Source organism: uncultured Pseudophaeobacter sp. (genome assembly GCA_905479575.1).
In the GTDB taxonomy this organism is placed as follows: domain Bacteria; phylum Pseudomonadota; class Alphaproteobacteria; order Rhodobacterales; family Rhodobacteraceae; genus Pseudophaeobacter.
This window is the reverse complement of the sequence record CAJQNB010000003.1, coordinates 64,216-86,139: the sequence shown is the minus strand read 5'-3', so window position 1 is coordinate 86,139 and position 21,924 is coordinate 64,216. Positions and strand designations below refer to the sequence as shown.

Below are 21,924 nucleotides of genomic sequence, written 5' to 3'. Positions count from 1 at the left end.
GGCTGAGAACATGGATATCGCACGCGCCTCGATTGACCGGCCGCTTTACACCTGGATCATCATGCTGGTGGCCTTGCTGGGCGGCATCTGGGGGTTTTTGAACCTCGGACGGCTGGAAGACCCGGCCTTTACTATCAAACAGGCGGTGGTGGTTACCCACTACCCCGGGGCCAGCGCCGAACAGGTGGCGCGCGAAGTCACCGAGCCGCTGGAATCCGCCATTCAGAAAATGGGGGAAGTCAAAACCATCACCTCGATCAACCGCCCCGGCAACTCGTTGATCGAAGTGGAGATGCAAGACACCTATGATGGCACCGAGTTGCCAGCCATCTGGACCGATCTGCGCGCCAAGATCCGCGATGCCGCGCGGGGGCTGCCGGATGGGGTGTCGCAGCCCTATGTCAATGACAGCTTTGGCGATGTGTTTGGCCTGTTTTATGCGGTCACCGCCGAAGGCTACACCGATGCGGAACGCCACGAGCTCGCCACCTTCCTGCGTCGTGAGCTGCTGGCAGTGGACGGTGTCGCCGATGTCGAGATCTCAGGCCTGCCGGATGAGGCGGTTTTTGTTGAGCCTGACATGGCGATTTCGGTCAATCAGAATATCTCGATTGCGGCCATTGCCAACTCTATTGCCACCTCCAATACGGTGCGCTCCGGTGGGTATCTGGACGGTGACGCCGCCGAAAACCGCATCAGCGCCCCGGAAGGCTCGGATACCGTGTCCGAGATTGCGGGTCTGTCTATTGGCGCCCAGGGGGAGGTGATCAATGTTGTCGACATGGCAAAGGTTTACCGGGGGCGAACCAGCAACCCCGACCTGATGATCCGCTTTAACGGCGTCGAAGCCTTCACGCTTGGGATCGCGGGTCTGGCCAGCGAAAACATCGTTGAGGTGGGCAACCGGGTCGATGCGCGTCTGGCAGAGCTGGATACACAAATTCCCTTTGGGGTGGCGCTTTTGCCGATTTACCAGCAGCACCTGGTGGTGGATCAGGCCTCCAATGACTTTTTGGTCAACCTGGCGACCTCGGTTGCAATTGTTGTAGCGGTTCTGGCCCTGTTCATGGGCTGGCGGGCGGCTGTGGTCGTTGGCGCCACGCTGTTGTTGACGGTTGTTGGCACACTTTTGTTCATGAACCTGTTTTCCATTGAAATGGAACGGATTTCCCTGGGCGCACTGATCATTGCTATGGGGATGCTGGTGGATAACGCCATTGTTGTTGCCGAAGGTATGCAAATATCCATGCAGCGCGGGCGCAATTCACGCGATGCCGCGCATGATGCCGCAGCCAAGACCCAGATCCCGCTATTGGGGGCGACGGTGATTGGCATCATGGCCTTTGCCGGCATCGGGCTCAGCCCGGATTCGGCTGGTGAATTCCTGTTCTCGCTGTTTGCGGTGATTGCCATTTCGCTGCTGCTGAGCTGGGTTCTGGCCCTGACGGCGACGCCGATCCTGGGTCATTACTTCTTTAAACAGGGGAAAGAGGGGGGCGCCGATGCCTACGGTGGGCTGCTGTTTCGCGCCTATGGCGGCTTGCTGCGGATCTCGCTCAAGCTGCGCTGGCTGGTGGTGGCCGGGCTTATCGGCCTGACGGTTGTCTGTTTTGCAGCCTTTGGCACCGTCAAACAGCAGTTCTTTCCGAACTCCAATACGCCTTTGTTCTTTGTGCACTACAAGCTGCCACAGGGCAGCAAGATCGAGACGACCTCAGCCCATTTGAAGATTGTCGAGGACTGGCTGTCCAACCGTGACGACGTGGTGGATTTCTCAACCTATATCGGTCAGGGGGCCTCGCGCTTCTTGTTGACCTATGATGCGCAGAAACCAAACCCGAGCTATGGCCATTTGATCATTCGTACGGCGGATATTGCTGCAATTCCCCCCCTTCAGGCCGATCTCGAAGCCTTTGGGCAGGCACAGTTGCCGGAGGGCGAATTCCGTACCAAACGTCTGGTCTTTGGACCCGGTGGCGGTGATCCGATCCAGGTGCGCTTCTCTGGTCCCGACTCAACTGTACTGCGGCAGCTGGGAGAAGTGGCCATGCGTCGCCTCGAGGCGGCGTCGCCCAATATCCTCAACACCCGGCAGAACTGGCGGGAGCGCGAGTTTGTCCTGACGCCGCGCTATGCCACCGACCGGGCACAGACCGCAGGCATTGCCCGCGAAGATATTGCCGATACGCTGTTGTTTTCGACCGATGGGTTGCAGGCGGGCGTGTTTCGCGAGCAGGACCGGCTGATCCCGATTGTGATCCGCCGTCACCAGGGGGACACCTACAACTTCATGGACCAGGTGGTCTATTCCACTACCGCCCAGAAGTTTCTGCCGATGGAGCAGATGATCGACGGGGTGGATCTGGAGCTGGAGGATACCCTGTTGCACCGCCGCGACCGGGTTCCAACCCTCACGGTCGGGGCTGATATCCCTGTCGATTTGACTGCGGCGTCGGTCTTTTCCGAGATCCAGTCTACCATCGAGGAGATGCAGCTGCCGCCGGGCTACACAATGGAATGGGGCGGCGACCATGAAAGCTCGGGCGACGCCAACAAGAGTCTGGGCAAGCAGCTACCGGTGACGGCGCTGATTATGGTGATGATCTCGGTGTTTCTGTTCAATGCCATTCGCCAGCCGATCATCATCTGGCTCTTGGTGCCGATGTCGGTCAACGGCGTGGCCATGGGGCTGTTGGGGACCGGACTGCCCTTTACCTTCACCGCACTTCTGGGGCTGCTCAGCCTGTCCGGCATGTTGATCAAGAACGGTATCGTCCTGGTCGAGGAAATCGACCTGGTGCGCGAAGAGGGTAAGCCCCTGCGCGAGGCCATTGTCGAAGCCTCGGTGTCGCGTCTGCGCCCGGTGATGCTGGCGGCGGTCACCACCATTCTGGGGATGATCCCGCTGTTGTGGGATGCCTTCTTTGTCTCCATGGCGGTGACCATCATGGGCGGCTTGGCCTTTGCCACCGTGCTGACCCTGGTGGCGGCGCCGGTGTTCTACCTGATATTCTTTGCCCGCGACGAAAAGCGCAGGTTGGCAAAGGCCTGAGAATAAAGGCCTGAGAATATTGATCAAAAAACAAAAGGCCCCGTAGATCGGGGCCTTTTTTTGGGTCAGGACCAGTGTGAAAGAGCTGAGCCAAGGTAAGGCGGATCAGTGGAACCCCAGCCTGATCAGCAGGTGAAAAGAGTGGCATAATCTACGCCAGATCTTGTTCAACGGACAGGGAGCAGCTCAGTCTGCGATACAGAGAGTTGCTGAGGCAGGTGCATAAAATAATCCAAGAAACTGGCAATAATACGAAAATTTAAGAGCCTAGGGATATACTGGCGGGCAGGCTATTTACGTCATAAGCCTCAGTATCCGGTCAGGGGACGCGCTATGCACAAAACGACATCTTTGATTTCCGCGACACTCGTCACGATGGCAGTTTGGAGTGGGGGGGCGTTGGCCGCGTCTGACGGGCATGGCGCGGTGGCGGAAGAGGTGCCGAACGCAGTTGTGGAAACACAGCGCGCACATCTGTTGGAAAACACGCTTTTTGCAGGTTTTGGTCCCCAGTCCCCGCGTGATATCGACAGCCCGGCCGGGAGTAACCGCGTGGAGTTTGAAGCGGCCCCTCCCTACACAGAGATGAACCTGTGCAACATCCACTTCCATGAGAATGCGGAACATCGCGGGGGCGAGTTCACCACATATGCCGGCAATGGGGACGGGCATGGCTTTGGCAGTGGCTACAAATACTCAGGCACGCTGAGCCAGACTGAACTCATGCCGCTGGAGCAGGACGTCGGGGTCACCGAACATGGCAGCCTGGTGCCCGGAGACACCATTGAGGTGCACTATGTCCACACCACGGCGCGGGTTGACCCAGGCCCGACCCTTGGGTCCTGTCTCAGCGATGCGATCAAGAACCCACAACTGCGCGTCGAGGCCCAGGTCTATGTGCTGGTCAACGACGAAACCGCGCTGGATTTCACCAAACTCACCCGGCTGCAAAAGCAAAACGGCCTGACCCAGGCCATCAATATTCCCACAGATACCGGTCGGGTGGTGGAGTATTCCGGCTCAACAACCGGTCCCGGCTACAATGAAAAGGGCTCGCCCTTTCAAGTGACCTGGGGCGTGCGGCCCAAGGTTGCCAAGGTCAGCATCCAGTCCGTTGCCAAATGGCTGTCCTACAACAGGTTTGACGAAGACCATGCCCATGGGGTGCGCAATCTGGTGATCAACCGCGACCTGCTGTCTGTGATCGAGCACTAGCCCCCAGACTGATCCGCGCCCCAGTCAGATCCGCGCCCCAGTTAGATCCGGACATTGGGTCTGACCAAGGCAAACACGCGTCTGACCAAGGTAAAACCGGCGGGCGTTGTTTCTTTTTGCAGCGAGGTTAGTATCTTGGCCTGAAAGACTGATGGACGCAGGAGCTCCCCCATGAGGCCAGAGAAAAAACCACTGTTTCGGCGGGTGAACACCAAAACTCACCGGGTTGAGCATGGTGATGGTGGAAAGTCCCGCTGGGAGCGCAACACCAAGGAGACCAAGAGAAATGCCTCCTCGCGCGGGTCGATGCATAAGAAACACCGCCACGGGTTGGACTACACGCCGCTGTATAGGTTCTTGCTGTCAAAGGTGGGGCAGGACTGGGATGATGTCTATAGCGAAGCGGTGGCGCGGCTTGACACGGAAGACCCCATTTTCAGGATGGTTGCGCTGCAGCCAGAGGATGGCGAACGCTACGTGCGCACGGGGGAAAGCACCTATTTCAGCGGCCTGTTTGTCGATGAGGACAATCGCCTCGCGCTGGTCGATCCCGAATTGACGGTGGATCAGATGAAGCCCTGGTGCCCCTGCTGCACCCATACATTTAACGGCGCGCGATTTACACAAAGCTTTGAAGGCCAGGATTGGGACCAGCCAAAAAACGAAACCCCGGCTCAATGAACCGGGGTTTGAATTCTTTGTTTTGTAAACGCGTCACCTAGCCTTGTAGGCTCTTCACTTCCACATCGCCTTCGGCCTGGGCCTTGATCGCCAGCGCAGCCGCATTCGAGGCGGCGGCGGTGGTGAAGTAGGGGATCTTGTCATACAGCGCGACTGAACGCATTTCCTTGCTGTCTTCCACAGCCTGGGCGCCTTCGGTGGTGTTCATCAGCAGCTGCACATGGCCGTCTTTCAGCAGGTCCACCACATGCGGGCGGCCTTCATAGACTTTGTTGACCAGCTCACAGGCGACGCCGTGACCGTCCAGCCATTTGTGGGTGCCACCAGTGGCCATCAGGGTAAAGCCTTGCTCGATCAGCACAGTGGCCGCTTCCAGCATTGGCGCGCCCTTGTCGGCGTCCTTGATGGAGATAAAGGCACGGCCCTCGCTTGGCAGCACCATGCCGGCCCCCATCTGCGCCTTGAGGAAGGCCCGCGGGAAATCGCGGTCCCAGCCCATGACTTCACCGGTGGAGCGCATTTCTGGCCCCAACAGGGTGTCAACGCCGGGGAAGCGGGCAAAGGGTAGCACCGCCTCTTTGACCGAGAACCAGGGCATATCGGGATCAGCCAGGGTCATCGGATCCGCCATTGGGGTGTTCACGTCATAACCGGCATCGGGCTTGTAGGGGCCACGGTGCGGGAAGGCGGTGAGCTTTTCACCTGCCATGACGCGGGCCGCGATGGAGGCGATGGCGCTGTCGGTGGCCTTGGCCACAAAGGGCACAGTACGGCTGGCGCGGGGGTTGACCTCGATCAGGAAGATCACCCCGTCCTTGATTGCAAACTGGATGTTCATCAGGCCGACAACATTCAGCGCCTTGGCCAGCGCATAGGTCTGGGTCTTGATTTCTTCGATTACGTCCTTGGACAGGGAGTAGGGCGGCAGCGAGCAGGCACTATCACCCGAGTGCACGCCGGCCTCTTCAATGTGCTGCATGATGCCTGCCACATGCACGTCAGTGCCGTCGCAGATCGCATCCACGTCCAGTTCCACCGCGCCAGACAGGTAGCTGTCCAGCAGCACCGGGCTGTCACCGGACACCACCACCGCCTCGGCGATGTAGCGGCGCAGCTGATCCATGTCGCGCACGATTTCCATCGCCCGGCCCCCCAAAACATACGAGGGGCGAATGACCAGCGGGAAGCCGATTTCTTCCGCGATTTCCAGCGCTTGCGCATCTGTCGAGGCAATGCCGTTATGGGGCTGCTTGAGGCCGAGGTTGTTGACCAGCTCCTGGAAGCGCTCGCGGTCTTCCGCCAGGTCGATGGCGTCTGGGGTGGTGCCCAGGATCGGAATGCCCTCGTCCTGCAGCGCATTGGCCAGTTTCAGCGGCGTCTGACCGCCAAACTGGACGATGACCCCGTGTAGGGTTCCGTTTTCCTGCTCAACTCGCAGGATTTCCATCACATGTTCAAAGGTCAGCGGTTCAAAATACAAGCGGTCCGAGGTGTCATAGTCGGTCGACACTGTTTCAGGGTTGCAGTTGACCATGATGGTTTCATAGCCCGCGTCCGTCAGCGCATAGCAGGCGTGGCAGCAGCAGTAGTCAAACTCGATGCCCTGACCGATCCGGTTGGGACCACCGCCCAGAATGACGACCTTTTTGCGATCCGAAGGCCGCGCCTCACATTCCACTTCGCCCATCATCGGGGCCTCGTAGGTGGAATACATATAGGGGGTCTGGGCCTCGAACTCGGCGGCGCAGGTGTCGATGCGTTTGAACACAGCGGTGACGCCCTGGGCCACCCGCGCATCGCGCACGGATTTTTCCGAAGCTTCGGTCAGATTGGCTAGGCGGGCATCGGTAAAGCCAAGCATTTTGAGGTGACGCAGAGCTTTCTCACCTGCGGGCAGGCCGTTGCTGCGGACCTCTGCTTCGGCATCAATGATTTCGCGGATACGGTCGAGGAACCAGGGGTCGAATTTGGTGACGCTGTGGATCTCGTCATTTGTCAGCCCATGGCGCATCGCCTGGGCGATGGTGCGCAGCCGGTCCGGGGTTTGCTGGCTGATCGCCTTGATCACCGCAGCCTTGTCGGTCGCAATGTCCCAGGTGCCAATGGTCAGGCCGGGGATTTCAACCTCATCAAAGCCGGTGAGACCCGATTCCATCGAGGCCAGCGCCTTTTGCATCGATTCGTGGATGGTGCGGCCAATAGACATGGCCTCGCCCACGGATTTCATCGCGGTGGTCAGATAGGGCTCGGAGCCGGGGAATTTCTCAAAGGCGAATTTTGGGATCTTGGTGACGACATAGTCGATCGAGGGCTCAAACGAGGCCGGTGTGACCTTGGTGATGTCGTTGTCCAGCTCGTCCAGGGTGTAGCCCACAGCCAGTTTGGCGGCGATCTTGGCAATCGGGAAGCCGGTGGCCTTGGAGGCCAGCGCCGAGGAGCGCGACACCCGTGGGTTCATCTCAATGACCACCATACGGCCATCAGCAGGGTTCACCGCCCATTGCACGTTGGAGCCGCCAGTTTCGACACCGATCTCACGCAGCACGTTGATCGAATGGGTCCGCATGATCTGGTATTCTTTATCCGTCAGCGTCAGCGCCGGGGCCACGGTGATCGAATCCCCGGTGTGCACGCCCATGGGATCGATGTTTTCAATGGCGCAGACGATGATGGCGTTATCCGCCTTGTCGCGGACCACCTCCATCTCAAATTCTTTCCAGCCCAGCAGGCTCTCGTCGACCAGGATCTGATTGACCGGCGAGGCATCCATGCCGGTGCGGCAGAAGTGCTCGTAGTCTTCCCGGTTATAGGCAACGCCACCGCCGGTGCCGCCCATGGTAAAGGCGGGACGGATGATCGCGGGCAAGCCGATATCTTCGAGCGTTTCCAAGGCGATGCGCACGCCCTCATTCAGGTCGGCTTTGCCGTCTTCCAGCTTTGGCGCGGTGACGATGGTGGCGCGGGGATTTTCAATGCCCAGACGGTCCATGGCATCGCGGAACAGTTTGCGATCCTCGGCCATCTCGATGGCTTCGCGGGTGGCGCCGATCATCTCGACGCCAAATTCTTCCAGCACGCCCATTTCTTCCAGCGCCAGCGAGGTGTTTAGGCCGGTTTGTCCGCCCATGGTGGGCAGCAGCGCGTCGGGGCGCTCTTTCTCGATGATCTTGGCGACCACCTCGGGGGTGATGGGTTCGATATAGGTGGCATCCGCCAGACCGGGGTCGGTCATGATGGTGGCGGGGTTCGAGTTCACCAGAATAACCCGGTAGCCCTCTTCCTTGAGGGCCTTACAGGCCTGGGCGCCGGAATAGTCGAATTCGCAGGCCTGCCCAATGATGATGGGCCCCGCACCAATGATCATGATCGACTGGATGTCGGTTCTTTTTGGCATGGGTAAGCTTCCTTCGTTATGTGCGAGCGGCAGGCCCAAGCGGTGTGCTCAGGTCGGTCAGAGATCGTTAGGCGAGTCGGGCAGCCCCAAGCGCCCAAATTGTCCTGCGTTATAGGGGTAGCGCAAAAAGGTGCAAGAGGGATCGGACACGCGCTTCGAATTGCCGCTTTTATGGCTTTTGTTCGCATAGCGAACGGATATATGCGGAGGCAAGAGAAATAACCGAAATTTGAGAGGTGATCTGTGCAGATCCGTTTTGATCAGGGACCAGATCAGTGGAAACACCTGGGGAATCCACGGGGGAAACGCCGGGGGCAGGGGGTGCAGTTTTGCAATCCCCTGCGGGTGATCCGCGCTGATTCTGCCCAGCAGGTGCCCGCAGCACTGGCCGCCCTGGAGGCGGTGCAGCAGCAGGGGCATTGGCTGGCAGGCTACGCCACCTATGAGCTAGGCTATGCGCTGGAGCCCAGCCTGGCGCAGCGGATGCCCGCGGACCGTCGCCTGCCACTGCTGTGTTTTGGTGTCTATACGCAGCCGCAGGTTGTTTCGCGCGCGAAACACCAGCCAGAGCCCCCCGCGCGCGGGGAATTTGCTGGCCTGGGGGGCTTGCGTAGTCTGGGCGAGCTGCGGCCCCGCTGGGGTTTTGCCACCTACGCCGAGGCCTTTGCCGTGGTGAAGGCGGCCATCGGGGCGGGGGATATCTATCAGGCCAATCTGACCTTCCCGATTGATGCAGTTGTCAGGGGCCGCACGGAAGATCTGTATGCGGCTTTGGCGGCACGCCAGCAGGTGGACCACGGTGCCCTGGTGCTGCAGGAGGGATTGCCAGATCTGCTGTCGCGCTCACCCGAGCTGTTTTTCCGCACCGATGCGGAGGGGCGGATTGAGACACGGCCGATGAAAGGCACCCAGCCGCGCAGCGCCGATCCGGTTGCGGATCAAAAAGCGCGGGATTTTTTGCGACAGGACGAAAAGAACCGCGCCGAAAATCTGATGATCGTGGATCTGTTGCGCAATGATATCTCGCGCATTGCCAAACTGGGCTCGGTCACTGTACCCGAACTCTTTGCGGTAGAGAGCTACGCCACGGTGCATCAGATGGTCTCGACGGTGCAGGCGCAGCTGCGCCCCGGTGTGGGGCTGGGACAGATCCTGCAGGCGCTGTTTCCCTGCGGTTCGATCACCGGGGCACCCAAAATCCGCGCGATGGAGATCCTGTCAGAGCTGGAGCCCTGGGCGCGCGACATCTATTGTGGCAGCATCGGCTGGATGGCTCCGGATGGGGCGAGCAGCTTTAACGTCGGCATTCGCACGCTGATGGTTGAGGAGGGACAGGCCCGATTGAATGTCGGTGGCGGTGTGGTCTGGGACAGTACCGCCCAGTCGGAATATGAGGAAGCCCTATGGAAAGCGCGTTTTGCCCAGCTGATGTCCTCGCAGCCCTCAAAGAAGATGCCAGTTTCCGCCTGATCGAGACCTTTGGCCATTATCCGGGGCAGGGGGCAATCCGCCAAAACCTGCACCTGGCGCGTATGGCGGCCTCGGCGCGGGCGTTTTCTATCGGCTTTGACCGGCAGCGGGCCGAGCTGCAGATTGCAGCGCTGGCGGATCATAGAACTGCGCTGCGTTGTCGTCTGACACTGGCGATGGATGGTAGTTTGGCCCTGGAAAGCGCAGCGATGCCCCCCAGCCCCGCACAGTGGCGATTTGCCATTGCTGCCAGTACACTCCGGTCGGATGATGTGTTTCTGCGCCATAAAACCACCTGTCGCGAGCTCTATGATCGGGTGCGGCAAGAGATGCCACGCGGGCTTGATGAGCTGGTGTTTTTGAATGAGCGCGGCGAAATATGTGAAGGCACGATAACAAACCTCTTTGTAACTCTGCGCTCTGGCAGGCGCGTGACCCCACCGCTGTCTTCGGGGGTGCTGCCTGGGGTGTTGCGCCAGGACTTGCTGCACAGGGGGCAGGTCGTCGAACAGGTGGTCACCCTGGGTGATCTGCGCCAGGCCCAGGCGGTTACCTTGGGCAATTCCCTGCGTGGTGAGATCCCGGCAGCCTACCAACGGTCACCAGACCTGCTGGCCTAAGTGTTCACAAAAAAGGGGGGGGGCTCCCGCGCGCAGGCCATGCCCGGCTGGCGCCGGACCAGGCCTGCGCTTTGGGGGTGGCAGCGCGCCTGTGGCGCGCTGCGGTTGCTCTGTGATCGCCAGTGGTATTGGAACGAAACAAAACTGTAAGGCGCCAACAGCGCCGCGCCCCAGGCGCGGCGCCGGGCCCAAAGCCCGACAGCGGTGCCGCCTTGGCGGCAGGGTTTCAGGGGCTGCGGGAGCGCTACCTTGCAAAGGGGATCCCATCTACGCTTGCTCTGGACCATCAATCTGTGCGCTCAATAGGGGGAAAACGTCGCACATTGCTTGACAACAGCGACACAACCCTGTGTATCGGCCCAGACGAATTCTGCGCCGAATTCAGCGTGCCAATGCGCATACTCCGAATGACGGCCCGCCCCACGACTAGACCCGCATACCGAAAGGTCACGCCATGCACGCCTATCGCAGCCATACCTGCGCCGAACTGAACAAATCCAACGTCGGCGACACTGTTCGCCTTTCCGGCTGGGTCCATCGTGTCCGCGATCATGGCGGATTGCTGTTCATCGACCTGCGCGACCACTATGGCATTACCCAGGTGATGGCAGATCCCGACAGCCCGGTTTTTGCCGAGATCGAAAAGGTGCGCTCTGAGTGGTGTATCCGCATCGACGGCAACGTTTTGGCCCGCGACGAGAGCTTGGTCAACGACAAGCTGCCCACCGGTGAGATCGAGGTCTTTATCCGCGATATCGAGATCCTCGGCAAAGCCGAAGAGCTGCCGCTGATGGTCTTTGGCGAGCAGGAATACCCGGAAGAAACCCGCCTGCGCTATCGCTACCTCGACCTGCGTCGCGAAAAGATGCAGCAGAACATGCTGTTGCGGTCCAACATGGTGCAATCCATCCGCAAACGCATGTGGGACAAGGGCTTTAATGAGTACCAGACCCCGATCATCACCGCGTCCTCTCCCGAAGGCGCCCGTGATTTCCTGGTGCCCTCGCGTCTGCACCCGGGCAAGTTCTACGCGCTGCCGCAGGCGCCACAGCAGTTCAAACAGCTGATGATGGTCTCGGGCTTTGACAAATATTTCCAGATCGCGCCTTGCTTCCGCGACGAAGACCCGCGCGCCGACCGCTCGCCCACCGATTTTTACCAGCTCGACCTGGAAATGTCCTTTGTCACCCAGCAGGATGTTTTTGACACCATCCAGCCGGTGATGCAGGGCGTCTTTGAGGAGTTCGGCGGTGGTCGCAAGGTCGACACAGACTGGCCGCAGATCTCCTACCGCGACGCAGCGCTGTGGTATGGCTCGGACAAGCCCGACCTGCGCAACCCGATCAAGATGCAGGTGGTCTCAGAGCATTTTGCCGGCTCCGGTTTTGCCATCTTTGCCAAACTGCTGGAGCAGGACGGCACCGAAGTGCGCGCCATCCCAGCCCCCACAGGCGGCAGCCGCAAGTTCTGCGACCGGATGAACGCCTTTGCGCAAAAAGAAGGTCTGCCCGGCATGGGCTATATCTTCTGGCGCAAACAGTCGCCCGACAGCATTGCCCAGGAACGCGGCATCACCGTCAAAGAGGTCAACGCCCTGGTCAAATCCGGAGAGATCACCCTGGGCAACGAGGCCGCAGGCCCCCTGGCCAAGAACATCGGCCCCGAGCGCACCGAGGCGATCCGCCAGCAGCTGGGGCTTGACGTGGGCGATGCCGCCTTTTTCCTTGGCGGCAAACCCAAAGCCTTTGAAGGCGTTGCAGGACGTGCCCGTAACGTCATCGGCGAAGAACTGGGCCTCACCGACAAAGACCGCTTTGCCTTTGCCTGGGTCGTAGACTTCCCGATCTACGAGGCTGACGAGGAAACCGGCAAGATCGACTTTGAGCACAACCCCTTCTCGATGCCCCAGGGCGGTATGGAGGCGCTGGACGGCAACCCGCTTGAGGTGCTGGGCTATCAGTATGATCTGGCCTGCAATGGCTACGAGCTGGTCTCGGGCGCAATCCGAAACCACCGCCCCGAGATCATGTTCAAGGCCTTCGAAATTGCCGGCTACGGCAAGGACGAGGTCGAAAAACGCTTTGGCGGCATGGTCAACGCCTTCCAGTATGGCGCTCCGCCCCACGGTGGCTGCGCCGCCGGTATCGACCGGATGGTGATGCTGTTGGCGGATGAGGCCAACATCCGCGAGGTCATCATGTTCCCGATGAACCAGCGTGCCGAAGACCTGATGATGTCGGCCCCCTCCGAGCCGATGTCGGACCAGCTGATGGAACTCGGACTGCGGGTGATCCCACAAGACCAGTAAGCCGCACCGAAATAGCTTTGACCCCGCCCTCCGATAGCGCCGCTTTCGGGGGGCTTTTTTTGCTCTTACCCTTCTACCTGCCTTTTGCCGCCTGTCCCGCAAGCCTGCGGGGGGGCAAAACCGCGTTGAACCAGACTGGTTGCCCTGTTCATTTGGCCCAAAGCATCCCCGGGCGCGCGCCCCTGGGCGCGGGGGCCGTGCCGCCCAACTTAAGGGCCGAGGAATGTGCCTGGAAACAACTACTGAGCTGGATCACGCGGATTACGACAAAACGTGGTGCCTATCTGACGGCAACAGCCTAGGGTGAGCTGAGATCCAGAGGTGATCCGGGGACGGGTCGGGTCAAACAGGGGAGTAAGGCGATGGCATTTGATCCGCAGTTGGCTGAAATACGCTTTGGCAGCGGCTTGTCGCCAACACTGGCGCCCGTCCCTTCGGTGGATACGATGCTGGCCAGGCTGCAGGGGCCGGACAGGGCCGCAGATTACTTTCCGATCGCAAAAACCGATGAGACCCTGGCCTTGGTACGTGTCTTTGCCAAGCTGCGCAAACTCGACCGCAGCAAGCGTGGCACGCCAGAGGCAAAACTGGCGGCAAAGACTTTTAAACGCTTTCGGCGGGAGTATTTGCAGCAGCGCGATCTGTGGTTTCGACAGCTGGTGTTGCGACATGTGACAACACAAGACAGCTTGCGGGAGCGGCTGACCCTGTTCTGGGCGGATCATTTCACCGCAAAGGGCAAGAACAGGGCGATGCGACCGCTGGCCTATGGCTATGTCGAAAGCGCTATTCGGCCAAATATCACCGGCCGTTTTGAGGATCTGTTGATCGCGGCGCTCACCAACCCTTTGATGCTGCACTACCTTGATCAATTTCGCTCGCGCGGGGGAAATAGCGCTCTGTCGCGGCGGCAGGGCGGGCGTGGTGGCTTGAATGAAAACCTGGCCCGCGAGGTGCTGGAGCTGCACACCCTTGGTGTCGGTGGCCCCTATGGTCAAAAGGACGTGCGGCAACTGGCCGAATTGTTCACCGGGCTCAGCTACCGGATCGAAAAGGGCTTTGTCTTTGATGAACGGATGGCGGAGCCCGGTGCAGAAACCATTCTGGGCCGGGTATACGGCGGCGGTGAGCCAAAGCTGGAAGCGGTGCTGCAGGTGCTGCGGGATCTGGCGCGCCATCCGGCGACCGCCGATCATATTGCCTTGAAGCTGGCGGTGCATTTCACCCAAGATCAGCCCGATCCGGATCTGGTTGCGGCGCTGAGTGCGAGTTATCGCGACAGCGATGGCGATCTGCTTCAGGTCTACGCAGCGCTGCTGAATCATGGCTCATCCTGGATGCCAGAGCTGCGTAATGTGAAACCCCCCTTTGATTTTCTCGCCTCTGCCTGCCGGGGCCTCGGGGTTGCTCCGGCGCATTTGGCGGGGTGGGAGCCAAAGCAGATCCGCCGCAGCTTTATCGCGCCGTTGAAACTCATGGGGCAGGACTGGCAATCGCCCGTGGGGCCGGATGGCTGGGAGGAGGCGGATACCGCATGGATCACCCCGCAGGGGCTTTCGGCGCGGCTGCGCTGGGCCATGGCCGCGCCACAGCGACTGGTGAAGGACTTGCCGGATCCACTGGGCTTTGCGCAACACTGTCTTGGGGCGCGGGCCAATGCACGGGTGCAGTTTGCTGCCTCGGCGGCCGAAACCCGGAGCGAAGCGATTGGGCTGGTGCTTTGCTCCCCCGCCTTTCAGCGGCGATGACTGGGTAACAACAGGGATCTGACATGGTACATAGGGCTCTTTCACGTAGAACATTCCTTACCCGCAGTGGACTGGTGGGCTGCTCGCTTGCCGCCAGCCCGTTGATCACCCCGGTGAGCCTTGCGGCTGCGCCCTGGGATCAACGGCTGGTGGTGATCATCCTGCGCGGCGGCATGGACGGGCTGGATGCGATCCGGCCCTATGGGGATCCGGACTTTGCCGGTCACCGCCCGGGCCTTGTGCGACAGGGCGGGTTGGAGGCCGGGCCTGACCTGGATCTTGACGGATTTTTTGCGTTGCACCCGGATCTCGCCGAGGTGATGCCGCTGTGGCAGCAGGGAGAGCTGGCCTTTGTGCAGGCGGTCTCTACCCCCTACCGGGACAGGCGCAGCCATTTTGATGGCCAGGACCTGCTGGAGGCCGGGACCATGGGCCTGGGGGAGCGACGCGATGGCTGGCTCAACCGGATGCTGCAGGTGCAAAACAGGCCGACCGCCCGCACCGCCTTTGCCATTGGCCATGGGGAGTTGCAGCTGCTGCATGGGGCGGCACCGGTGTCTGACTGGGCGCCGGATGCGGAGCTGGCGCTCAGCCCGCAGGCGGAACAGCTGGCCGGGGTGTTGATGCAGGAGGATCCTCTGTTCTCCGCCGCCCTCTCGGAGGCGCTGGCCCTGTCGCGCAGCGATTTGGCACCGGGCAGGACGGGGGGCGCCGGGGACATGACACAGGCCGCGAGCACAGGCGGCATGATGGAGATGCCGCGCGCCGGCCGAGGACAGGCCCATTTGAAACTGGCGGAGTTTGCTGCAAAACAGCTGCGCGGGGAAACTCGCGTTGCCTCGTTTTCACTCAATGGCTGGGATACCCATAGCCGCCAAAAACGCAGCCTGGGGGCGGCTCTAAAGCGATTGAGCGGCTGTATCTTGGCCTTGAAACAGGGCGTGGGTCCCGCCGTGTGGGATAAGACAGCGGTTGTCGCAATGACGGAATTTGGCCGGACCGTTCGCGAAAATGGAACTGGTGGGACGGATCACGGTACCGGTGGCACCATGGTCTTGGCTGGTGGCGCCATTCGGGGTGGGCGTGTCTATGGGCGCTGGCCAGGGCTGGAGGAAGCGGCGCTGTATAATCGCCGCGATCTGATGCCGACGGGAGACGTTCGTGAGGTCTGTGCCTGGATCATGCGTGGGATCACAGGAACCGGGATAAGCGACCTTGAAACTAAGGTTTTTCCAGGAATGCAGATGGCGCAGGATCCCGGTTTTCTAAGATAAAGCCGCGCCGCAGCTGTCACGCGGGCACTGTCGCGAGGGCTGCCGAAACGCAATTGGGCAGCCGCCTTGGGGGCTGTTGTTCACCATCACCTATTGCGAGGGCTCACCGGGTCGATCTGCATGGATCGCAGAGGTTCTGGGGCGTTGGCACGGTTGCGGCGAATGATCCGCGCACAATGGCGGGCTTGAAAATAGAGCACAATTGCCAGCGTGGCGGCCGTTGTCGAAAAGACTTCGAACATGATCAGATGGCAATCCTTCGTTCCAGACGTTCTTGCACCAGCCCAGCAATCACCGCTGCGTCGCTGGCGACGGGACGGCCTTCGGACCGGGCACGAGCCAGGTTTTCCGCCGCCTTGGCAAGGGGGGTGTCTCCGGCACTGCGGGCCACGCCGCCGACAAATTGGGCCACATAGTCCAGGGATTTTTCTTCCTGAGTATCGTTCAGCACATCTGCCGCATGGGCCATATCATCGAGGAAGGCAATTGGATCCGGCTCAACCGTCTCATCGGTGATCTGGCGCGGGCCACTGGGTTGGCGGTCGTCTGGAAGACGCGACAGAATGGCATTCTGAAAGGCAGCCAAAGAGGTAATTGGCTTGGCAAGAAAGCCGTCAGCACCGGCGGCAAGGGTTTCTTCTTGGACGTTTTCATCGCCTGAAATGGCCAGAATGATCCGCACCCTTGGGCGGGCTGCATTCATTTCTTTGATCAGGTCGAGCCCGGATCCATCCGGCAGACCAACATCCGCAATGACCACCGAGGGGCGATAGACTTGCAAATGGCGGCGCGCAGATTTCAGGCTGTCCGCGCGTCGAATACGGGCGCCACTTCGCAGGCACAAAAGGCGCAGGGCCTCGCAGGCAAAGCGGCTGTCTTCGATGACCAGAATGGTCAGGCCCAACAGCGGGCGGCGGGCGCTTGGTAGTCTTTGGGCGGCTGCAAACAGTTCCGAATCGTCCATTACTCATACTCCTTACCGAATACAAACCGACGCTATGAATTCGAGGCTAATTCAAAGTTAACAGCCGCGTGAGCTGCGTTTGAGGCGGCGGTGTCTTGACGGAGGGCAGCAGGGGAAGCGCGGGGCGGCGAAGTTTTGGTGATCTGCTGGTCTGGGCGCATTGGCGCACTTGCGCCGGATTGCTGCAATTGAGCATAAGGCTGCAACAGAAGTTTTACCAAGGAGAAGCAGATCATGATTGGGCGCCTGAACCACGTAGCCATTGCCGTTCCCGACCTTGAGGCCGCATCGGCCCAGTACCGCAGCACGCTGGGCGCCAAGGTTGGCGCGCCGCAGGATGAGCCGGATCACGGGGTAACGGTCGTATTTATCGAATTGCCAAATACCAAGATCGAGCTGCTCTACCCGCTGGGGGAGAACTCTCCGATCAATGGCTTCCTGGAAAAGAACCCGGCCGGTGGCATCCATCATATCTGCTATGAGGTAGATGATATTCTGGCCGCGCGCGACCATCTGCAAGCCGAGGGCGCTCGGGTTCTGGGCAGCGGTGAGCCAAAGATCGGGGCACATGGCAAGCCAGTCCTGTTCCTCCATCCAAAAGACTTCAACGGTTGTCTGGTGGAACTCGAACAGGTTTGAGGTTAAACTGCAGCGGCTGCGCAACTGGCGCAGCCCGTTGCTTTTGAGAAAGAGACATACATGGCCATTACATCTGGGTTGGTTCTGTTTGCGGTGATCTGGTTCATGACCTTTCTGGTCATCATCCCGATCCGTATCGAGACACAGGGCGAAAAGGGCAGTATTGAACCCGGAACCCATGCTGGCGCGCCAGAGAACCACTACCTAAAGCAAAAGGCGCTGATCACAACTGGGGTTACCTGTCTGTTGTGGGTGGTGATTGCGGGAATCATTCTGTCCGGGGTGATCAGCGTCAATGATTTCGACTGGTTCGATCGGTTGCCGGACCGCTCCTAGGGTCCTGGCCCTGGGGCTGGCCTGACATTTTCCCGACAGACCCGTTTCTAGATCATCTGGTCTAGGCCAAGTGGGGTGCACGCTGAGGCCCGCCTGGTGAGTTTGGCCTGGTGAGTTTGGTCTTATGAGATCAGCCTGTGCTGTTGCATGGATATTAGTAGCGCGGGGGGCTCCCGCCCGTCGTTGGCCTTTTTACAAAAGGCACGGCCTCCCGTTGGGCCCGGCAGCGCACCTTTGGTGCGCTGCCGGGCCCAAGGCCGCAAAAGGGGGGCGGCGAAGCCGACGCAACTGCGGGCGCGGGAGAGCTGGTCGGGGGTTAAGTGTTTGCTGTTGATAGATAAAATAGGCAGGGATAAAATGCTGCGGCGCTCTGGTTAGCCCTGGCGCCAGAGGGCATGAAACAAATGCGTGTAGGTGGCAGCGCCCAGGATTGGGATCACCAGGTTCAGCAGCGGGATAGACAGGGGCATCGCCATTAAAATACCTGCCATCCAGATGGTGCCCGTATGTTTACGGCATAGTTTCCTGGCTTCGACCGGGCCGATGCGGCGGCTGGCGGCGAGGGTGAAATATTCACGCCCCAGGAGATAGCCATTCAACGCCCAAAAGATAAAGGGCGCCGCTGGAGGAAAGAGCGCATAGAGTATCAGCGCCAGAATATTGGCACCGATCAAGACGCCCAGAAAATTCACAGTGTCCTTTATCGCCGACCACAGCGGCACAGGCGCGACCTGTGGCAGATGGGGGAAGTGCTTGTCTTCAACAGCCTGTGCCACCTCATCCAGAAACATCGAAGTTATGGCCGAGGCGACCGGCACCATCAGAAAAATTGACAGGATCATCATCAACACAACGGACCCGGCGGAGAACAGATCGTCGAGCCAGGTGACCTCCCCAATCAGCGGTAGGGTGACCGAGGCCGAGGTGAGCCATTGAACCAGAGCCAGAAAGCCCACCGTGGCGCCTATCAACAGCGCCAGCGTCAAGCCGATGCCAAGAAAGAACACCCGCAAAAAGCGCGGATCTGTAATCTGGTTCAGGGTTTTGAAAAAGGCGTCAAAAATCATTTCGGTATCCAGGTTGTCAGGTCTGAAAGGTTCGGGCGCGGGCGCTCCGGTGGCACGGTTTTCTGGGTGGCGATATGTATGATCCCGGCCACGCGTTCATTGTTCTCAAGGGCAAAGGCCTGTTGGCAGAACTGACGGTCATGGCTGGCCCAGCCCGACAACCAGTTGGCTCCCCAACCAGAGGCCAGCGCAGCATTGAGCAGCGCAAGGCAGACCGCCCCGGCGCTGTAACTCTGCTCGATCGCGGGAATTTTTGCGCTTTCTTTTTGCACCTCGACAACCACTACGGCCAATTGGCCCAGGTCGAACTGGCTGCGCGCCTTGGAGATATCTTCCTCTGATTTACCCAATCGGATGCCCGCCTGCAGGGTCAGCGCCGCCAATCGCGCCATGGCAGCTTTCTCGATGACCACAAACCTCCAGGGTTCAAGCTTGCCATGGTCTGGGCTGCGGGCTGCTGCGGTGAGCAGCGGCATGAGCTCTGCGCGGGTGGGGGCCGGAGCAACCAGCGTTTTGGCGGGGCGTGAGCGGCGCGACAAGAGGAAGTCCAGCGCTGCGGCATTGGCCTGGGGCAGAGAATTTGTGGTCATATGTAAAGCCTTTTTACATCAATGGGGCTAATCTCAACACCCGGAGGTCACAATTCAAGGGGCAGAGCCTGGGTTTCAGGGGCTATTGGTGGATTTTTCTGTGGTCAATGGCAGGATCAGCAGGCATCAGGGGCAACATGGGCAAGCCAAAGAGAAAAAACCTGCCAGACCTTTCCGATCTGGCCGTCACCGGCGCAAAGATTGCGGTGAAAGTGACGCCAAAAGCAGCTGCCAATGGCATTATACAGTCTGAGACCGGATTAAAGGTGACAGTTACCTGTGTGCCCGAAAATGGCAAGGCGACCGAGGCTGTGCGCAGCCTTCTGGCCAAGGCCATGGGAGTGGCCAGCTCAAACCTGGAGCTGCACCAGGGGGCGACATCGCGCAACAAGGTCTTTGTCTACACAGGCCGCGGCTGAGATCTGGCCTGAGAGGGCTGGCCGCTAACTGATTGCCCCTGAGAAAGGGCAGCCACCTGACAGTTAGGAAACCTGACTGCGAGGTCTCCAGGATCAGCTCTGGCGCGCAAAGCCTAGCCCTGGGCGCGACAGGGAGTCTGGCGCTAGGGTTTTAGGCGGGGCCTTTTGCCGTTTCCGGCACTAGCCGATAGACGCCTTCGGGCAGGTCCAAGGCCGCAGCGAGATCGCGAACCTGTGTATAGGAGAGGGTAATTTTCTGCACCTGATCGGTGCGTGTATCCAATTGTTCGATGGTCACGCATTCGGCAAAGGCATGCAGCGTGAGATCCTCCAACAGCGGTTGGTCCCCTTCGTCGACAAGGGTCACCGTGGTGCAGTCAAAATCATGTTCGATGCTAAACATATAGGTCAGACTGCCCTCATCAGTGGCGGTTTGCAAGCGCTGGGGCGGCAAAACAGTCCTGGTGGACCACTGCAGCTCCCGCCGGAACTCGGATCGTATTTGTTCCTATTGTCCTGTAGCGCCCGCATGGGGAAAGGCAGAATAACAACGCGCTTTCTGGTGCAATACCTCCGTCCTGCTGCCGCTGGCGCAGAGCTGAATTGCCCGATAAGAAGGGGGAGCTCTTGCCTTTGACCAACGGATCCTTGCCACGATGACCTCTTCCGATATGTCGGCCATTCCCCTGACACAGCTTGGTGTCGTGTTGACGGACCGTGGGTCGCGCTACGCCGTGAGTGGGGCCAGGGTCACCTCGCGGGCAGAGGTGGATCAGGTGCTGGCAAATCTGAAGCGGGATCGCAGCTACGCCAAGGCCACCCATAACACCTGGGCGGCGCTACTGCCGACAGGGGGGCTAAAGGCGGATGACGGCGAAAGCGGTGCGGGTATGGTGATTTTACGGATGCTGGAACGCGAGGGTTTGCGGGACCATGTCATTATCGTAACGCGCTGGTATGGTGGCAAAAAGCTGGGCGGCGACCGGTTTCGCCGGGTTCAGGATGCGGTACGGGCCTATCTGGATCAACACGCGGACTGACCCGGCGTTGATTTGCATCAAGGCAGGCTACCCCCTGCTTTCATAGCTTTTGCCCATCATCATTGGCAGGAGATCCTCTGTGCGCGCGCAATCTACCCTCAAGACACATGCAGCCCTATTTGACCGCATGAGCCAGGCCCTGGGACTGGATCTGCAGGAACAGGCCATCGCAGGCCATTTGGCGTTTGATGAAATTTCCGAAGCAGTATTGCGCTGTAGTCGATGTGCACACCCGCGGCAGTGTTCGGCGCAGCTGGCTCAGCTGGAGGGCGGCGCGGCAGATCCGGCACTGGTTGACGCGCCGGACTATTGCCGCAACCGGGATTTGTTGGGCTATCTGAAGGAAGAAGGTGGCGTCTAATTCAGCGGCGGCGCCATAGTTCGCAAACGAAAGGAGCTTTCTCATGCACCCACTTGGGGACGCGATGCTGCACTTGCAGCTGATGGCTCGGATGGGCAAACATCTTGGCGCGGATCTGGCCGAGGCTTTTGCGATCGGCAAAATCAGTGCTGAGGACTGGGCGGAGATGATCACCTCCTGTCGCGGCTGCGATGCGCCAGAAAGCTGCAAACGCTTACTGGACCGGCAGGACAGGCAGCACGAGCAGGACAGGCAGGACGGGGCAGAGAGGCCGGAGGGATCGGTTGAGCCCCCGGTCTATTGCTGCAATGCAGCGCGCCTGCTGCGCCTGCGGGCAGACTGTAACTAACGCGTGCCCCCTCAGGCGCCGGGAGCGTGCATCCACCGTTTAAGCAAAGCTCCCGCGTGGGGCTCTAAGGCCATACGGGAGGTCTGGCCCTAGAGCCCGGAGTGACTGCCATCACACAGCGGCTGTTTGGCTGAGTGTTTACAGCCGCAAAAGAACAGTTTTCCGGTCTTTTGCGCAGTGTATTTCACTGGTGCAAAGGTGCCGCCCTTATGGCTGCCATCGCAAAACGGCTGCTTTTGCGATTTGCCGCAGGAGCACCAGAAATAACTTTTCCCTTCGCTGACCTCGACAACAAATGGGCTTTTCTGGGCGATCTCGGGGATTTCATCTGTCATGGCCTGGGTCTCTCTTTGGCTGAATACTCTGGCTGGTATGGGGAGCTTAGCAGCGTTTGAAT

21 protein-coding genes are annotated in these 21,924 nt (G+C 59.9%); 14 read left to right on the top strand and 7 right to left on the bottom strand.

Features of this window, described 5'->3' with window-relative positions; all coding sequences use genetic code 11:
• The first annotated feature begins 10 nt into the window (after window positions 1–10).
• From QZ268_RS01230 to QZ268_RS01220, 3 genes are all read left to right on the top strand, one after another.
• Window positions 11–3,052: an efflux RND transporter permease subunit gene (locus QZ268_RS01230; protein ID WP_295446954.1), complete on the top strand. Its 3,042-nt coding sequence runs from the start codon at window positions 11–13 to the stop codon at window positions 3,050–3,052.
• 333 nt (window positions 3,053–3,385) lie between these two features.
• Window positions 3,386–4,267, top strand: a complete 882-nt coding sequence (locus tag QZ268_RS01225) for a delta-class carbonic anhydrase (protein WP_295446952.1) — start codon at window positions 3,386–3,388, stop codon at window positions 4,265–4,267.
• Between the two features lie 171 nt (window positions 4,268–4,438).
• Window positions 4,439–4,948, top strand: coding sequence for a hypothetical protein (locus tag QZ268_RS01220; protein ID WP_295446950.1), 510 nt, complete (start codon window positions 4,439–4,441; stop codon window positions 4,946–4,948).
• 37 nt (window positions 4,949–4,985) lie between these two features.
• On the opposite strand, the gene carB is transcribed toward QZ268_RS01220, so the two are convergent.
• Complete coding sequence (gene carB, locus QZ268_RS01215; protein WP_295446948.1) at window positions 4,986–8,342, bottom strand: carbamoyl-phosphate synthase large subunit; 3,357 nt, start codon at window positions 8,340–8,342, stop codon at window positions 4,986–4,988.
• Window positions 8,343–8,627: 285 nt separating this feature from the next.
• Between carB and QZ268_RS01210 the strand changes: the two genes are divergently transcribed.
• The 5 genes from QZ268_RS01210 to QZ268_RS01190 all read left to right on the top strand — a co-directional run bounded on the left by QZ268_RS01210 (window position 8,628) and on the right by QZ268_RS01190 (window position 15,762).
• Window positions 8,628–9,812 (top strand): aminodeoxychorismate synthase component I, encoded by a 1,185-nt coding sequence (locus tag QZ268_RS01210; protein WP_295447012.1) that lies wholly within the window; start codon window positions 8,628–8,630, stop codon window positions 9,810–9,812.
• Window positions 9,746–10,432 (top strand): aminotransferase class IV family protein, encoded by a 687-nt coding sequence (locus QZ268_RS01205; protein WP_295446946.1) that lies wholly within the window; start codon window positions 9,746–9,748, stop codon window positions 10,430–10,432. Before QZ268_RS01210 ends, QZ268_RS01205 begins: the two co-directional genes overlap by 67 nt.
• Window positions 10,433–10,886: 454 nt before the next feature.
• Window positions 10,887–12,740, top strand: a complete 1,854-nt coding sequence (gene aspS, locus QZ268_RS01200) for an aspartate--tRNA ligase (protein WP_295446944.1) — start codon at window positions 10,887–10,889, stop codon at window positions 12,738–12,740.
• A 362-nt stretch (window positions 12,741–13,102) separates the two neighbouring features.
• The gene (locus tag QZ268_RS01195; protein ID WP_295446942.1) at window positions 13,103–14,488 is read left to right on the top strand and encodes a DUF1800 domain-containing protein; all 1,386 of its coding nucleotides are present in this window, start codon (window positions 13,103–13,105) and stop codon (window positions 14,486–14,488) included.
• 23 nt (window positions 14,489–14,511) lie between these two features.
• A complete protein-coding gene (locus tag QZ268_RS01190; protein WP_295446940.1) occupies window positions 14,512–15,762 on the top strand; it encodes a DUF1501 domain-containing protein in 1,251 nt (416 codons plus the stop codon).
• 86 nt (window positions 15,763–15,848) lie between these two features.
• Here the strand turns inward: QZ268_RS01190 and QZ268_RS01185 are convergent, their stop codons facing one another.
• Together QZ268_RS01185 and QZ268_RS01180 are read right to left on the bottom strand one after the other, a co-directional pair.
• Window positions 15,849–16,004, bottom strand: coding sequence for a hypothetical protein (locus QZ268_RS01185; RefSeq protein WP_295446938.1), 156 nt, complete (start codon window positions 16,002–16,004; stop codon window positions 15,849–15,851).
• Window positions 16,005–16,006: 2 nt separating this feature from the next.
• Entirely contained in the window at window positions 16,007–16,726 is a 720-nt protein-coding gene (locus QZ268_RS01180; protein ID WP_295446936.1) for a response regulator, read from the bottom strand.
• A 234-nt stretch (window positions 16,727–16,960) separates the two neighbouring features.
• On the opposite strand from QZ268_RS01180, the gene mce reads away from it, so the two are divergent.
• Both mce and QZ268_RS01170 read left to right on the top strand, forming a co-directional pair.
• Window positions 16,961–17,365, top strand: a complete 405-nt coding sequence (gene mce, locus QZ268_RS01175) for a methylmalonyl-CoA epimerase (protein ID WP_295446934.1) — start codon at window positions 16,961–16,963, stop codon at window positions 17,363–17,365.
• A 60-nt stretch (window positions 17,366–17,425) separates the two neighbouring features.
• Window positions 17,426–17,701 (top strand): DUF1467 family protein, encoded by a 276-nt coding sequence (locus QZ268_RS01170; protein WP_295446932.1) that lies wholly within the window; start codon window positions 17,426–17,428, stop codon window positions 17,699–17,701.
• Window positions 17,702–18,075: 374 nt separating this feature from the next.
• Here the strand turns inward: QZ268_RS01170 and QZ268_RS01165 are convergent, their stop codons facing one another.
• Together QZ268_RS01165 and QZ268_RS01160 are read right to left on the bottom strand one after the other, a co-directional pair.
• Window positions 18,076–18,768, bottom strand: a complete 693-nt coding sequence (locus QZ268_RS01165; protein WP_295446930.1) for an EI24 domain-containing protein — start codon at window positions 18,766–18,768, stop codon at window positions 18,076–18,078.
• Entirely contained in the window at window positions 18,765–19,343 is a 579-nt protein-coding gene (locus tag QZ268_RS01160) for a nitroreductase family protein (RefSeq protein WP_295447010.1), read from the bottom strand. Before QZ268_RS01160 ends, QZ268_RS01165 begins: the two co-directional genes overlap by 4 nt.
• A gap of 152 nt (window positions 19,344–19,495) precedes the next feature.
• On the opposite strand from QZ268_RS01160, the gene QZ268_RS01155 reads away from it, so the two are divergent.
• Window positions 19,496–19,777 (top strand): DUF167 domain-containing protein, encoded by a 282-nt coding sequence (locus tag QZ268_RS01155; protein WP_295447008.1) that lies wholly within the window; start codon window positions 19,496–19,498, stop codon window positions 19,775–19,777.
• A gap of 151 nt (window positions 19,778–19,928) precedes the next feature.
• Here QZ268_RS01155 and QZ268_RS01150 read toward each other — a convergent pair whose 3' ends face one another.
• Window positions 19,929–20,180 (bottom strand): hypothetical protein, encoded by a 252-nt coding sequence (locus QZ268_RS01150; protein ID WP_295446928.1) that lies wholly within the window; start codon window positions 20,178–20,180, stop codon window positions 19,929–19,931.
• 253 nt (window positions 20,181–20,433) lie between these two features.
• Between QZ268_RS01150 and QZ268_RS01145 the strand changes: the two genes are divergently transcribed.
• From QZ268_RS01145 to QZ268_RS01135, 3 genes are all read left to right on the top strand, one after another.
• Window positions 20,434–20,817 carry a YigZ family protein gene (locus tag QZ268_RS01145; protein WP_295446926.1) on the top strand — a complete coding sequence of 128 codons (384 nt, stop codon included), beginning with the start codon at window positions 20,434–20,436 and terminating at the stop codon, window positions 20,815–20,817.
• Between the two features lie 79 nt (window positions 20,818–20,896).
• On the top strand, window positions 20,897–21,178 hold the full coding sequence (locus QZ268_RS01140; RefSeq protein ID WP_295446924.1) for a DUF6455 family protein: 282 nt from the start codon (window positions 20,897–20,899) through the stop codon (window positions 21,176–21,178).
• 43 nt (window positions 21,179–21,221) lie between these two features.
• Complete coding sequence (locus QZ268_RS01135; RefSeq protein WP_295446922.1) at window positions 21,222–21,527, top strand: DUF6455 family protein; 306 nt, start codon at window positions 21,222–21,224, stop codon at window positions 21,525–21,527.
• Window positions 21,528–21,616: 89 nt separating this feature from the next.
• Here QZ268_RS01135 and QZ268_RS01130 read toward each other — a convergent pair whose 3' ends face one another.
• Entirely contained in the window at window positions 21,617–21,862 is a 246-nt protein-coding gene (locus QZ268_RS01130) for a CDGSH iron-sulfur domain-containing protein (protein WP_295446920.1), read from the bottom strand.
• Window positions 21,863–21,924: the final 62 nt, after the last annotated feature.

Excerpts from the sequence above, each read along its gene's own strand:
- QZ268_RS01150 (WP_295446928.1), bottom strand. The coding sequence starts at position 20,180 with ATGTTTAGCATCGAACATGATTTTGACTGCACCACGGTGACCCTTGTC.
- QZ268_RS01165 (WP_295446930.1), bottom strand. The coding sequence starts at position 18,768 with ATGATTTTTGACGCCTTTTTCAAAACCCTGAACCAGATTACAGATCCG.
- QZ268_RS01130 (WP_295446920.1), bottom strand. The coding sequence starts at position 21,862 with ATGACAGATGAAATCCCCGAGATCGCCCAGAAAAGCCCATTTGTTGTC.
- QZ268_RS01195 (WP_295446942.1), top strand. The coding sequence starts at position 13,103 with ATGGCATTTGATCCGCAGTTGGCTGAAATACGCTTTGGCAGCGGCTTG.
- QZ268_RS01205 (WP_295446946.1), top strand. The coding sequence starts at position 9,746 with ATGGAAAGCGCGTTTTGCCCAGCTGATGTCCTCGCAGCCCTCAAAGAA.
- QZ268_RS01170 (WP_295446932.1), top strand. The coding sequence starts at position 17,426 with ATGGCCATTACATCTGGGTTGGTTCTGTTTGCGGTGATCTGGTTCATG.
- QZ268_RS01145 (WP_295446926.1), top strand. The coding sequence starts at position 20,434 with ATGACCTCTTCCGATATGTCGGCCATTCCCCTGACACAGCTTGGTGTC.
- QZ268_RS01155 (WP_295447008.1), top strand. The coding sequence starts at position 19,496 with ATGGGCAAGCCAAAGAGAAAAAACCTGCCAGACCTTTCCGATCTGGCC.
- QZ268_RS01135 (WP_295446922.1), top strand. The coding sequence starts at position 21,222 with ATGCACCCACTTGGGGACGCGATGCTGCACTTGCAGCTGATGGCTCGG.
- QZ268_RS01230 (WP_295446954.1), top strand. The coding sequence starts at position 11 with ATGGATATCGCACGCGCCTCGATTGACCGGCCGCTTTACACCTGGATC.
- carB (WP_295446948.1), bottom strand. The coding sequence starts at position 8,342 with ATGCCAAAAAGAACCGACATCCAGTCGATCATGATCATTGGTGCGGGG.
- QZ268_RS01180 (WP_295446936.1), bottom strand. The coding sequence starts at position 16,726 with ATGGACGATTCGGAACTGTTTGCAGCCGCCCAAAGACTACCAAGCGCC.
- QZ268_RS01185 (WP_295446938.1), bottom strand. The coding sequence starts at position 16,004 with ATGTTCGAAGTCTTTTCGACAACGGCCGCCACGCTGGCAATTGTGCTC.
- QZ268_RS01220 (WP_295446950.1), top strand. The coding sequence starts at position 4,439 with ATGAGGCCAGAGAAAAAACCACTGTTTCGGCGGGTGAACACCAAAACT.
- QZ268_RS01190 (WP_295446940.1), top strand. The coding sequence starts at position 14,512 with ATGGTACATAGGGCTCTTTCACGTAGAACATTCCTTACCCGCAGTGGA.
- aspS (WP_295446944.1), top strand. The coding sequence starts at position 10,887 with ATGCACGCCTATCGCAGCCATACCTGCGCCGAACTGAACAAATCCAAC.
- QZ268_RS01225 (WP_295446952.1), top strand. The coding sequence starts at position 3,386 with ATGCACAAAACGACATCTTTGATTTCCGCGACACTCGTCACGATGGCA.
- mce (WP_295446934.1), top strand. The coding sequence starts at position 16,961 with ATGATTGGGCGCCTGAACCACGTAGCCATTGCCGTTCCCGACCTTGAG.